Genomic DNA, 13,543 nt, shown 5'->3' on the forward strand with positions numbered 1-13,543 from the left:
CGATAAGATTATACTTCAAATGGAAGAGATTAGAGCATTTCCAGCAAAAGTGTGAAACGTCTACGCGGGGAAATCAGTTCACTGGACTGATTTCTTATCCCGCTTCGACGCGTTGGATAATGCGAGAAAACAAATAGTTAGAGCGGTTCCGGCGATTCTGTTAGAACAGGAACCGCTCTAGCACCTAGACCGTGCGGCTCGTATATTGCTGGCGCTTGTTCTCATACATCAGCAGGTCGGCGCGTTTGGCGACGGTTTCCAGCTTTTCGCCCGGCATGCTGGTGGCCGTGCCGATGGAAAGATTGAGCTTCAACTGGGAATAATACTGGTTGTTGATATCGACCAGCCGCTGGATGTCCTCGACCATCGCTTCCGCACCGCGCTCGTCCACATAAGGCAGGACGACCGCAAATTCGTCGCCGCCGATGCGGGCTGCGTGGCCCGGCTGCCTTACCGCTTCGTTCAGCACTTCGCCAAGGCGCCGCAACAAGCCATCGCCTGTCGCATGGCCCCATTGATCGTTGGCGGCCTTGAGGCCGTTGAGATCGATGATGATGATCGAGATCGGCGCATGACCCTTGCGCTCGAGCCGGTTGAGTTCGTCGACATAGAAGGCGCGGTTGTGCAGCTTCGTCAGCACATCGTGCTTGCCGAGATATTCCAGATAGGCTTCCGCCTTTTTGCGGGCCGTAATATCGGTGAGCGCGACCTGCACCAGCGACCAGTCCTGCTCGTGTCCCGGCAGGACAGAGAATTGCAGCAGCACGTGCCGCTCGGTGCCGTCGAGCGCATAATTGACCACTTCGCGGCGCTGGAACAGCACGCCGTTCCACAGGTCGATCAGTTGCTCGCGGAATGATGCCTCCATCTCGTCCTTGAAGATGTGCGGCAGGTTTTGCAGCAGGGTCTTCTTGTCCGGCGCGAGGAAGAGGGCGAGCGTTTCGGAGTTGATTTCGAGCACGCGGATCTCGCTCATGCACTGGCGCACGAATTCTGGATGCACGTCGGTGAACACGCGGAAATCGACGATCCCGCGCTGGCGCACATCGTCCATCAAATGCTTGATGCGGCTGAAATCCTCGACCCAGAGCGAAACCGGCGAATGCTCGAATAGCCCTTGCGCATGCTGCTTGTGGCGGTCCTGTTCGCGGCGGGCATCCTCGCGGGCGGTCACGTCCTCAATGGCAAGCAGGACGCGCTCCCAGGTATGTTCATAGCCGGGCAGCACGACGCCCTTGAGCTGGATATCAAGCCGCTTGCCCTTGAGCGTATAGTTGATGGTATCGCTGGAAAAGGCGTTGCCGCCCTCCCAGAGCTGCACCATCTCTTCGATATGCGGGTCCAGCATGTCGTCGCGGAACACGCGTTCAAGATTGGTCACCAGATGGTCGACGCTATCGGCCTCGAAGAGCGAAAGCGTCTTGCGATTGACTTTGAGAACACGGATATGGCTGGTGCAGATGCGCAGCCGGGTCGTGTCCTCATGCAGGAAGGCCCTGAGATCGGTAACGCCAAGCGCACGCCATTCCTCGAACTGCTTGCGCAGGCCGCTATAGTCCTCAAGCCACAGGGAGATTGGGGCGAGGTCAAAAATATTGGCGCTGTCGCTCAGGGCAGACTCGATATTCATGGATTCCGTTCCAACTTTTTGCCGAAACACGTGTCCAGATGGAAAGCCGTCTCACAATGTCCGGGATGCGTTGTCCGTCCCATCGGGAAAAGCCGCGATGGTTATTGGGAGGGCCTTATATTACGGTTATCTTGGATAGACTAGTGCGGCAAATCCGAATTTCGTACAACTTTGGAGCAGTGTTGCTGAGGAATTTCGGTTTCAAAGCCACCGCACTGGCGGCGTCCTGAGCTTAAAAAAAAGAACAGGCGGCCCACTGGACCGCCCGTCATAACGCGTCAAACTCGATTATTCAGTTGCTGATCGGCAGCCGGTGGCGGACGAGCGTCGTCCAGTAGGAGCAACCCCAGGCGATCACATCATCGTTAAAGTCATATTTTGGATGATGCAGATTGGCGCTGGGGCCGTTGCCGATATTGATCATCGCGCCCGGCACTTCATTGAGCATGAAGGCGAAGTCCTCTCCGCCAAGCGTCGCCGGCATGTCGCGGGTGACGCGTTCCGCGCCGGCCACCGCCTCGGCGGCAATGGCTGCGAGTTCCGTTTCCTGCTCGTGATTGACCGTCACCGGATAATTGCGCTGGTAGTCGAGCGTCGCCTTTGCGCCGAAAGCATCGGCAATGCCTTGCACGGCGCGGGTCAGCTTTTCCTCGATATGGTTGCGCACTTCCTCGCGCAGCGTGCGGACAGTCCCGGTGAGGCGGATTTTCTGAGGAATGACGTTGAATGCATCGCCGCCCTGAATGGTGGTGATGGAAATCACGGCGGAATCGAGCGGGTCGATGGTGCGCGCCGTCAGCGTCTGGATCGCCTGAATAAGCGCTGCGGTCACCGGGATGGGGTCAATCGTCTGGTGGGGCGAAGCGGCATGGCCGCCGACGCCCTCTATGGTGATGTCGAGAACATCGACCGATCCCATGATCGGGCCGGAATTGATGGTGAAATGGCCCACTGCGAGGTTCGGACGGTTATGCATGCCATAGACTTCATTGACCGGCCAGCGCTTGAACAGGCCGTCATCGATCATCGCCTTTGCGCCCGCGCCGCCTTCTTCGGCAGGCTGGAAGATCACGATGACCGTGCCGTCAAAGGCGCGGCTTTGCGCCAGTTCGCGGGCAGCGCCCAGAAGCATGGTCGTGTGGCCGTCATGACCGCAGGCATGCATCTTGCCCGGCACTTTCGACGACCATTCAGCCCCGGTTTCTTCGAGGATCGGCAGTGCATCCATGTCGGCGCGCAGGCCGATGGCGCGGCCGGAGCGGTTCGACTGGCCGCGAATGACGCCGATGACGCCGGTGCGCCCGATGCCCGTCACCACCTCATCGACGCCCGCAGCGCGCAACGCTTCGGCCACCTTTTCGGCGGTACGGTTGACGTCATAAAGCAATTCCGGATTCTGGTGCAGGTCGCGGCGGAATGCGACCAGTTCCTCGATCTGGTTTGAAGTCCAGTTTTCAACCGGCATGTCAGGCTTCCCCGTCTTTCGTGTCGTTCTGTTCAAGGCGATAGCGGAAATCGCAGTGGCTGGCGCCCTTCATGATGGTCTGCGTGCGCTCCAGCTTCATGGCCGGGTTGTAGCCGATGCAGAAATCGCCATCACGATTGCACGACAGCAGATGACCGATATGGCCAAGCCCCATGTCGCGATACATTTCCGAATAGCGGCAGCGCGTGACGTTGAAATCGAAATGATCTTCGCCCTGCGAAATAACGTCGATTTCCAGCGCGTTTTCCTTCGTCCACAGCGGCTGGATATCGGCGAAATCCTGTATCGTCGGCGTGCGGCCCAGCTCATCGGCAAAGCTCTTGCCCTGTTCGATTGCCGAGCGGCTGACTGCCTCGCCGATTGCGGCTTGCGCTTCGTCCTCACCGGAACGTTCACGAATGACTTCGTAGACGTTCTTGAGAACCAGCGCTTCGATGCGGCGACGTTCGAGAATTGACATTTGATTCATGGACCTGACCTTTCACATGAACATTGAAGAAGCGGATTTACAGGTTCGGTTCCGAGAGATCCTTGCGCCGAAGCCATGCGAGATAGAACGGCGCAATCTTCCGTGCGACCTTGTGAAAAGGCAACGGCGCCGGTTCCGAGACGGGAAGCGCAAGCTCCTGCACCGGCTCGCCATCCAGCGCACGCGCAAACTCCCGGCCAAGCGATGTGCCAAGCGCCACGCCGCGACCGTTGCAGCCGATCCACGCCCAGCCATTGGGGCCGAGCTGATGGACACGCGGGAAACGATCCCATGTCATGCCGATATAGCCGCTCCACACATGGGTGATTTCCGGTTCGCCAAGGGCTGGAAAGGCTTCCGCCATGTTGCGCGCCGTCTTGCGCCTGACGCGCTCGGCCACGTTGAAATCGCCCATCACCACACCGCCGGTAATGAGCCTGTTGCGGGCATCGTAGCGGAAGAAACGCAGGTCGCCGCGTGTATCGGAAACTGCCTGCCGTCCGGGCAGGATCGTTGCGCGCAGATTGTCGCTGACGGGCGCTGTCGCCATCTGCCACGAGAGAACCGGCACGATGGTGCGGGCAAGGCGCGGGGCCAGCCCCTCGCGCAACTCGCCGGTATAGGCGTTGGTGGCAAGCAGGAAGCCCTTGGCGCGCACGGTGGCGCTTGCGGTCTTCACCTCCCAGTGGTCGCCCGCTCGGGCATAGGAAATGACCGGGCTTTGCTCGTGGATGATTGCGCCGTGGCGCTCGGCGGCGGCTGCAAGCCCGCGAGCGAATGCCAGCGGATTGATATGACCTCCGGTGGGGTTGAACATGCCGCCATACCAGAAATCGCTGCCCAGCAGACGCGATGTCGCGGCGCGGTCAAGAAATTCTGCCGGGAAGCCGAAACGTTTCCATGCTTCCACGCGGGTTTGCGACAGCTTCACCCGGCCCGGCGAATGGGCAGGCTGGAACCAGCCGTTCTGCTCGGCTTCGGCCTCGATATTCTCATTCCGCACGATGGAGAAAAGAATATCGGCGCTGTTGCCGATCAGTCTGGCGAAGCGTTCGCCCGCAGCACCGTAGCGTTTGGCGATTGCATCAGGTTCCGCCGAGGTCATGGTGGGGATCACCTGGCCATTATTGCGGCCCGATGCGCCCCAGCCGACGGCATTGCCTTCCAGCAGGATGACGCGCTTGCCGCGCTTTGCTAGATGGAGCGCTGCCGAAAGCCCCGTAAAACCGCCGCCGACGATGACGACATCGGCTTCCGCGTCCATTGTCAGTGGCTTGGCCGGCGTGCGGGGAGCCGCAGTTGCAGCCCATATGGAGGGGGGAAATTCTACTTTTTGCATGGCTTCACGCATGTTCCAAACGAGGCGGTGTCCAGCCCTTGCCGGGAATGGAGGCAAGCAGGCGCTGTGTATATTCATGTTGCGGATTGGCGAAGACTTGCGCCGTTGGCCCGGCTTCGGCGATCTCCCCCTTCGACATGACGATGATGCGGTCGCAAAGCTGTGCTGCAACCCGCAGGTCGTGCGTTACGAAAAGCAGCGACAGGTTGAGCCTTTCGCGCAGGTCGGCCAGAAGACGCAGCACCTGCGCCTGCACCGAAACATCGAGCGCGGAGACCGGTTCGTCCGCGACGATGATGCGGGGTTCAAGCGCCAAGGCGCGGGCGATGCCGATGCGCTGGCGCTGTCCGCCTGAAAACTCATGCGGGAAACGGTCGGCGGCAGCGGGCGAAAGCTCGACCAGTTCCAGCAATTCGCGGGCCTTCGCGTGTGCCTGTTCCTTCGGCACGCCATGGACGATCGGTCCCTGCGCGATGAGGTCCACGACACGGCGGCGCGGGTTGAGCGAGGCCATCGGGTCCTGAAAGACCATCTGGATATCCTTGCGCATGGCGCGGACTTCCCGCGCGCTGGCGCTCAGAAAATCCCTGCCATTCACATCGACCTTGCCGCTATCGGCTTCCAGCAGGCGGGTGACGATCCGCGAGACAGTCGTCTTGCCGGAGCCGCTTTCACCAACGACGCCCAGCGTTTCGCCCTGGCGCAGCTCGAACGAAAGGTCCTCGACGGCGGACACGGCGCTGCGTTTGCCGGTGAGCAAGCCGCCGCGCGCCTTGAAGGTCTTGCGCAGGGCGCTCGCCCTCAGGATGATCGGCTGTTCAAGAGACGGTTTGGCTGGCGGCGGAGTGAGCGCCGGAACAGACGCGATCAGCGCCCTTGTGTAAGGGTGCTGCGGGTGGTTCAGCACTTCGTTGGCCGGACCTTCCTCCACCAGTTCGCCAAGCCGCAGCACGGCCACGCGGTCGGCGATTTCCGCCACCACGCCGAAGTCGTGCGTGATGAACAGAATGCCGGTATTGTGCTCGCGTTGCAGGTCGCGGATCAGTTTCAGGATTTGCGCCTGCGTGGTCACATCGAGCGCCGTGGTCGGTTCGTCGGCGATGATGAGGCGCGGTTTCAGGATTAGCGCCATGGCGATCATGACACGCTGGCGCTGCCCGCCGGAAATCTGATGCGGATAGGCGTTATAGGCGGATTCCGGGTCCGGAATCTTCACTTCTGCCAGCATGTCCAGCACGGCGGTGCGGCGCTCCTTGCGGCCGAGTTTCGTGTGCAGGCGCAGCACCTCATCGATCTGCCAGCCGACCGTCTTCTGGGGATTGAGCGCGGTCATAGGCTCCTGAAAGATCATGCCGATGCGGTTGCCGCGCAGCTTCTTCATATCCGCTTCGCTGAGCGAATGAAGATCGGTGCCTTCGAGCCTGATCGTGCCATGGGTCACGCGCACGTGCGGTTCCGGCAGAAGGCGCATGATCGCACCCGCCGAAAGCGATTTGCCGGAGCCGCTTTCGCCGACGAGGCAGACGATCTCGCCGGGATTGATGGTTAGCGACAGGTCCTGCAAGGCAAAAGGCCGGTCGGCGCCTTTCGGCAGCGCGATTTGCAGGTTTTTGATTTCAAGAACAGGTGCGGCGGTCATTACTTCTTCTGCCTCGGATTAAGCGCGTCGTTGAGGCCCTCGCCAAGCAGGCTGAAGGACAGGACGGTAAGCAGAATGGCGATGCCGGGAATGACCGAGCAGAACCAGTCGGTGCGCAACACGGCGCGACCCTGGCCGATCATGTTGCCCCAGCTTGCATAGTTCGGATCGCCGAGACCAAGAAAGGCGAGCGCGCTCTCCATCAGGATGGAGGTTGCCATCACCACGGATGCGAAGACGATCACCGGCGGCAGGGCATTCGGCAGGATTTCGCGGAAGATGATCGAGGCATTGCCTACGCCCAGATTGCGCGCGGCGTCGATGAATTCGCGCTTGCGCAGCGCCAGAAATTCGGCGCGCACCATGCGGGCGGGCGCTGTCCACGAAACGATGCCGATGCAGATGATGATGTTCTCGATGGAGGAGCCGAAGATCGCCACCAGTGTCAAAAGCAGCACGAAGCTCGGCACGGTCTGGAAGGCTTCGGTGATGCGCATCAGAACGTCATCCACCCAGCCGCCGTAATATCCGGCAAGCGCGCCGATGATGATGCCGATCACGATGGAAATCAGGGTGGCCACCACGCCGATCAGCAGCGAGATGCGCGCGCCATGGAAGATGCCCGCCATGATATCGCGGCCAAGCTGGTCGGTGCCGAGCGGCGTTGCCGCATTGAGGAACGGCCAGACGAGCGGATCGCCAGCGCGGCGCAGCGGGTCGCCGGGCGCAATGACATCTGCCAGCAGTGCGATCAGGACCACGGCGATGAAGAGGACAAGGCCAAGCACGGCGGCGCGGTTGCGGCTGAAGCGCTGCCACAGAATTTTTGCGCGCGAGACCTGCGGGCGAGTGAGGGAAAGGTCCTGGGAAGTCATGACAGTTCGATCCTGGAATCAAGCCGCGCATAGATGAGATCGGTGATGAAATTCACGATCACCACCAGCACCGAGCACAGGAAGATGATGCCCATAAGCGTGTTGAGGTCGCGCTTGATCACGGAGGTGTAGGCAAGCTGGCCGAGGCCGGGCAGCGAGAAGATCGTCTCGATCACGACCGAGCCGCCGAGAACGGTGGAAAATTGCAGGCCAAGCAGCGTGACGACAGGCAGGAATGCGTTGCGCATGATGTGATGGAACATCAGCCTTGGGCCGCTGGCGCCCTTGGCGCGCGCTGTGCGCACATAGTCGAGGTCGGCCACTTCCAGCACGCTGGTGCGCATCAGGCGCATGTAGAAGGCGAGATAGATGAGCGACAGCGCCGTTGTCGGCATGACGAGGTGGACGGCAATATCCCAGACATTCTTCCAGCCGGTATAGAACCCGCCCAGCGTCTTGTAGCCGCCGACCGGCAGCCAGCCGAGCTTGACGGAAAAGATGAACATCAGGATGAGGCTGAGGAAGAAGCTTGGCATGGCATAGAAGACGAGGCCGAGCGTGGAGATCGCATTGTCGGTGAGCGAATAGGCGCGTCGCGCCGCAAAAGCGCCGAGCGCGATGCCGAAAATGAAAGCCACCGAAAGCGAGGAAACCATCAGCAGGAGGGTCGGCACGAGGCGGGCCATCAGCACGTCCAGCACCGGCTGCTCGTAGACATAGGACCAGCCGAAATCGAACTGCGCCAGCTTGGTCATATAGATCCAGAGCTGCGTCCAGACCGGCTGGTCGAGTCCATATTCGGTGCGCAGATTGGCGACGAATTGCGGGTCAGCGCCGCCCATGTCGCCGACAAGCGCGTCCACCGTGTCGCCGGGGGCAAGCTTGATCAGCAGGAATGACCCAATCATGATGAGGAGAATGACGGGGATCGCCTGCAAGATACGTCGCAGCGCAAAAGTCAGGATCGGGGGCAGGGGCATTGCGGATTATCCTGCAAGATATTCATTTCGGCATTGGTCAAGTGAGAAGCCGCTGCCGGATGACCGGCAGCGACTGCGTTTGGCTTATTGGTCGATCCAAAGATCATACCAGCTGGAAGAATCCCAGCGCGGGGTGTTGTGGTGGTTCTTCAACACCTTGTTGGTCACGCCGACGAACGGATGTTCGATGGCGAAGATGACCGGTAGGTCCTTCATCTCAAGCTGCTGGATCTGATGATAGAGATCGGCGCGCTTGGCCGGATCGAGTTCCGACGCGGCCTTGTCGATCAGGCTGTCCATTTCGTCGGACTGGTAGCCGAACTGGTTGGACCAGGCCGTGCCGACCGGAGCGCCGGAGCGCAGCCACACCGTGGTGGAAACCGCCGGGTCGGAGCGGAACTGGTGCCAGCCATTGGCGGTGTCGAAGTCATGATCGCGATAGACGCCGTTCAGGAAGCCCGGTGCATCATTGGTGAGGATTTCGACATCGATGCCGACTTCCTTCATCGCCTGAGCGTAATATTCAGCCCAGAGCTGCGTATATTCACCCCATGGGGCCGGGCGATGGCGCAGCTTGAAGCGGATGCCGTTTTCCTTGACGGGATAACCGGCTTCATCAAGCAGTTTCTTTGCCTTTTCAACATCATACGGGTAAGTCTGAACCTGATCCGTATAGTTGGCGCCGCCGGTGCTCGGGATCGGGCCACGACCCGGCTTGGCATAGCCGCGCATGATCGTCTTGATCGCGAAATCGATATCGAGCGCGTGGTAGATCGCCTGACGAACCTTCAAATTGGCAAGGATCGGATTGCGCAGGTTGAACTCGATGGTCGAGTGGGCGACGTTGTTTTCAAAGCCCTTGGTGCCGGTATCGAAGCGGCCATCCTTCTGGAGGCGCTCGGTATCCGACATGGAAATGCCGTTGAAGGCTGTCTCCATCATTTCACCGGCTTCGAGTGCCGCGGCAGCAGCCGCCTTGTCCGGCATGAAGCGCCAGATGATGCGGTCGAGGTAAGGATATTCCTTGCCGCGCCAGTAATCTTCGTTGCGCTCGGCAATGATGTGCTGGCCGCGTTCATATTCGACGAACTTGAACGGCCCCGTGCCGACCGGCGCGGCGTTGTACTTGTTCTTCAGAACATCCGTGCCTTCATAAAGATGCTTCGGCACGGGGTGGCCGAGATCTGGCATGGCGGCGACCAGAAGGTCGAGCGGCATCGGCTTGGAATAGCGGAACACCGCCGTGTGCGGATCGGTGCAATCCACGGCTTCGAGATTGGCCTGAAGCGTCGTCGAATAGTTGAGCAGCTTCTTCCAGAGGTTCATCGCGCTGTACGAAACGTCATCGCAGGTGAAGGGCTGGCCGTCATGCCAGCGCACATTCTCACGCAGCTTGAAGGTGATGGCCTTGCCGTCTTCCGAGGACGACCAGCTCGTGGCCAGAACCGGCACATAGCCCTCATAGGTGCGGTCGATCAGCGGCTCCATGATGCGGCCAGTGATCTGATAGACGCCGGTGGAGGCGCGCAGCGCAGGGTTGAGCACACCCTGTTCGGTGTTCATATGGACGATGACAGTGCCGCCGCGCTTGACTTCTTCGGCGTGCGAAGACACCGCCGCAAGCGAAAACGCCGCAACAAACAGGCCAAGGCCAGCTTTTCTGATATGCATTCTCTGTTCCCCTGAAGGACGTTGAGGGAGGGCTTTCCAGCCTCTTTTCCCGCACGTCCCAATATTGTGCAAGCCCCTGAAATTGCAACGAAATGCCGCTTCAGAGGGTCGTTATTGTATGCAAGCATTGATATGCTAGATTCCGTGGCGATATTGTCAAGATAAACTAATATGCGTCGCAAAATTGGTAAAAATTCTCGACCAGCCTGCGTTATTAAATGTCGATTTTTTACGACGGAGTTTGTTGATGAGCCAAAATTCTCCCGAGGTGAACGCCAATTCGGGCAAAATCGTACCCGGTACGGTCTGGATTACCGGCGCCGGGTCGGGCATCGGCGCTGCAATGGCGCGGCGCTTCGCCCGAGAAGGCTGGCGGGTGGCGCTTACGGGCCGCAAGGCGGATGCGCTGACAGCAATTGCCGGGGAAATTGCTGCCAATGGCGGCGAGGCGCGGATTTTTCCGGCAGATGTTCTCGACCGGGAGGCAATCGCTGCTACTGCCGGAGCTATCGTCGAATGGGCGGGCCGTCTGGACGTGCTCTGCAACAATGCCGGTCTCAATATTCCGCGCCGCAGCTGGGCGGATATCGATTTCGATTCATGGGACGATGTCATCGATATCAACATCAAGGGGGCGATCAACGTGATTGCTGCCGCCCTGACGCCCATGCGCGCGCAAGGCGGCGGGTTGATGATCCACACATCGTCATGGGCAGGGCGGTTTTCGTCGCCCGGCGGCGGCGTTCCCTATGGTGCGTCCAAACATGCGCTCAACGATCTGAGCGCCAGCCTCAATGCGCAGGAAGGGCAGAACGGCATCCGGTCGACCGTGCTTTGCCCCGGCGAGGTGGCGACGCCGCTTCTGGCGCGCCGTCCGGGTTTCGATCTTTCCCGCATGGATGAGGTCATCCAGCCCGAGGATATGGCTGAAACGGCACTTTATGTTGCCAATATGAATCCCAAGGTTACGATCCACGAGATCGTTCTGGCTCCGACCAAGAAGTAAAAGGAAGTTTTGCATGTCTCATCCGGTCAAAGGCGTCGATCATATTTTCCTGCTGGTCGGCGACCTGGAGAAAAGTGCCGAGCAATATCGCCGTTTCGGCTTCACGTTGAGCCCGCGCGGGCTGCATAGCAAGGAGAAGGGAACCGGCAACTACACGATCATGTTCCCGGAGGATTATTTCGAGCTGCTTGGCATCGTCGCCGAGACGCCGGGCAATCTGCACCAGCGCGAGAAACTGGCGACGCAGGGCGAAGGCCTCCATGCCATTGCCTGCCGGATCGACAATGCGCGCGACGCCAAGGCGGAACTGGGCGCGCTCGGCATCGAGACGGGTGAGGTTGGCGCGTTCCAGCGTCCCGTTAAGCTGCCGGGTGGCGGCGAGGGTGTGGCGGCCTTTGAAACCGTATCCTTCGCGGAAAGCGAAGTTCCGCAAGGCATGGTGTTCATGTGCCAGCACAAGACCCGAGAAACTGTCTGGCTGCCGGAGCTGATCGAACATGCAAATGGCGCGAATGGCCTTTCCGCCATTATTGCTATTTCGGACGACCCGGAAACAGCCGCCAAGGGGTTTGCCCGCCTTTTCGCGGACGGCAAGGCCGGTGCGCAGGATGGCGGCTGGAAGGTTTCGACCGGCACGCGTTCGGCTGACATATGGGTTGTGACCGCCGAGAAAGCCGCCGCACTCTATCCCGGTGTGGATTTCGGCCAGACGCCGGGCAAGGCTTTTGCCGCCCTGCGCATTCGCGTTGCGTCGCTGGACAAGGCGCGTGGCGTTCTCGAAGCCAACGGGGTTTCCCATGTGGCGACACCGGCAGGCATCGCCGTGTTGCCGGAAAATGCCAGCGGCACGGTTCTGGAGTTCTCGGAACAGTAGGAACTGGAGCAGGCGGGGCCGTGGGCCCCGCTTTCTCACTCAGCGTGGAAAGCGCTGGTTTTCTTCCAGCACGTTCAGGTCCATATGGTTGCGCATGTAGCGCTCGGATGCCTTTTGCAGCGGCTGGTAATCCCATGGATAATAGGCGCCGTTACGCAATGCCGGATAGACGACATGACGGCGCGCCTGGCTGGCGCGAACATCGGCATCGTAGCGGTCCAGATTCCAGCGCTGTTCCGCCTTGGCCAGAAGATTGTCCAGAACTGCCTTGAATTCCGGATTTTCCGCCAGATTGCGCATCTCGTCCGGATCGTCGGCAAGGTTGAAAAGTTGCGGCGGGTCGGCGCGGCACAGGTTGAGCTTCCAGTCTCCATCGCGCAGCGAAACCATCGGCGCGACCGTGCCTTCGGCGGCATATTCGACAGGCACCGGACCGCGTTCGGCGGAACCCGAAGCAACGCCTGCCAGCGCAACGCCATCGGTCCATGGCATGATGCCCTTGAGGTCTATGCCGGCAAGGTCTGCCAGCGTCGGCAGGACGTCGAGCGTGGAGACCGGCGCGTCCACGCGGCCAGCCTGCAATTGCGGCGCGGCAATCATCAACGGAACGCGGGCGGAACCTTCAAAGAAGCTCATCTTGAACCACAGGCCGCGTTCGCCCAGCATGTCGCCATGGTCGGAAGTGAAGACCACAATCGTGTCGTCAGCCATGCCGCAGCGCTCGATTACATCGAGCAGCGCGCCGATCTTCTCGTCCACATAGGATATATTGGCGAAATAGGCCTGCCGCGCCGCGCGAACCTGTTCGCGGGTGAGGTCGTAGTCCTCCGCCTTGCAGGCCCGCAGCAGCCGCTCGGTATGCGGGTCGATCCCGCTTTCATCAAGCGGTCCGATTTTCGGATCAAGTTCGGGAATATCCGCATAGAGATCGAAGAAGCGCTTGCGCGCCACATAGGGATCGTGCGGATGGGTGAAACTGACCGTCAGGCACCATGGCCGCTGGTCGTGGCCGCGAGCCAGATCATAGAGCTTTGCTTCGGCCTGATAGGCCACCTCATCGTCATATTCGAGCTGGTTGGTTATTTCGGCGGAACCTGCCCCGGTGATGGAGCCGAGATTGTGATACCACCAGTCGATGCGCTCGCCGGGCTTGCGATAATCGGGGGTCCAGCCGAAATCCGCCGGGTAGATGTCGGTCGTAAGCCGCTGTTCAAAACCGTGCAGCTGGTCCGGCCCGACGAAATGCATCTTGCCGGAGAGCGCCGTCTGGTAGCCGGCGTTGCGCAGATGATGCGCATAGGTCGGGATTTCCGACGAAAATTCCGCCGCATTGTCGTAGACGCCGGTGCGGAACGGCAACTGGCCCGACATGAACGATGCGCGCGCGGGAGCACAAAGCGGGCTGGCCGTGTAGCAATTGGCAAAACGGGCGGAGCGTTCGGCAAGCTTTCTCAAATGTGGAACGTGGAGAAATTCGGCCGGGCCGTCCGGAAAGAAGGTGCCGTTCAGCTGGTCGACCATGAGGATGAGGATATTCGGCTTTTTCATTGTGCGGAACCGTTGGCAGGTGTGGA

General features: G+C 60.2%; 11 protein-coding genes. 2 read left to right on the top strand and 9 right to left on the bottom strand.

The features are described from left to right. Positions 1-184: 184 nt before the first annotated feature. The 8 genes from ACS5UA_RS16110 to ACS5UA_RS16145 form a co-directional block, all read right to left on the bottom strand. On the bottom strand, positions 185-1,630 hold the full coding sequence (locus ACS5UA_RS16110) for a sensor domain-containing diguanylate cyclase (protein ID WP_021585586.1): 1,446 nt from the start codon (positions 1,628-1,630) through the stop codon (positions 185-187). 292 nt (positions 1,631-1,922) lie between these two features. Next, a complete protein-coding gene (locus ACS5UA_RS16115) occupies positions 1,923-3,095 on the bottom strand; it encodes a M20 aminoacylase family protein (RefSeq protein WP_273771089.1) in 1,173 nt (390 codons plus the stop codon). Position 3,096: 1 nt separating this feature from the next. Next, positions 3,097-3,585, bottom strand: coding sequence for an L-2-amino-thiazoline-4-carboxylic acid hydrolase (locus ACS5UA_RS16120; RefSeq protein ID WP_006468580.1), 489 nt, complete (start codon positions 3,583-3,585; stop codon positions 3,097-3,099). A gap of 37 nt (positions 3,586-3,622) precedes the next feature. Further along, complete coding sequence (locus ACS5UA_RS16125) at positions 3,623-4,924, bottom strand: NAD(P)/FAD-dependent oxidoreductase (RefSeq protein ID WP_273771088.1); 1,302 nt, start codon at positions 4,922-4,924, stop codon at positions 3,623-3,625. Positions 4,925-4,928: 4 nt separating this feature from the next. Next, positions 4,929-6,563, bottom strand: a complete 1,635-nt coding sequence (locus ACS5UA_RS16130; RefSeq protein ID WP_443101518.1) for an ABC transporter ATP-binding protein — start codon at positions 6,561-6,563, stop codon at positions 4,929-4,931. After that, positions 6,563-7,438, bottom strand: a complete 876-nt coding sequence (locus tag ACS5UA_RS16135) for an ABC transporter permease (protein WP_273771086.1) — start codon at positions 7,436-7,438, stop codon at positions 6,563-6,565. The genes ACS5UA_RS16130 and ACS5UA_RS16135 overlap by 1 nt, the downstream gene beginning before the upstream one ends. Beyond that, positions 7,435-8,418, bottom strand: a complete 984-nt coding sequence (locus ACS5UA_RS16140) for an ABC transporter permease (RefSeq protein ID WP_273771085.1) — start codon at positions 8,416-8,418, stop codon at positions 7,435-7,437. Before ACS5UA_RS16140 ends, ACS5UA_RS16135 begins: the two co-directional genes overlap by 4 nt. An 84-nt stretch (positions 8,419-8,502) precedes the next feature. Then, the gene (locus tag ACS5UA_RS16145) at positions 8,503-10,089 is read right to left on the bottom strand and encodes an ABC transporter substrate-binding protein (protein WP_006472234.1); all 1,587 of its coding nucleotides are present in this window, start codon (positions 10,087-10,089) and stop codon (positions 8,503-8,505) included. A gap of 247 nt (positions 10,090-10,336) precedes the next feature. Here ACS5UA_RS16145 and ACS5UA_RS16150 point away from each other — a divergent pair, with 247 nt between their 5' ends. Beyond that, a complete protein-coding gene (locus ACS5UA_RS16150; RefSeq protein ID WP_273771084.1) occupies positions 10,337-11,095 on the top strand; it encodes an SDR family oxidoreductase in 759 nt (252 codons plus the stop codon). Positions 11,096-11,108: 13 nt separating this feature from the next. After that, positions 11,109-11,969 (top strand): VOC family protein, encoded by an 861-nt coding sequence (locus ACS5UA_RS16155; RefSeq protein ID WP_273771083.1) that lies wholly within the window; start codon positions 11,109-11,111, stop codon positions 11,967-11,969. A gap of 39 nt (positions 11,970-12,008) precedes the next feature. Here ACS5UA_RS16155 and betC read toward each other — a convergent pair whose 3' ends face one another. Continuing rightward, entirely contained in the window at positions 12,009-13,517 is a 1,509-nt protein-coding gene (gene betC, locus ACS5UA_RS16160) for a choline-sulfatase (RefSeq protein WP_273771082.1), read from the bottom strand. Between the last annotated feature and the right edge of the window lie 26 nt (positions 13,518-13,543).

The organism is Brucella sp. RRSP16, from assembly GCF_052246815.1.
GTDB lineage: Bacteria > Pseudomonadota > Alphaproteobacteria > Rhizobiales > Rhizobiaceae > Brucella > Brucella intermedia.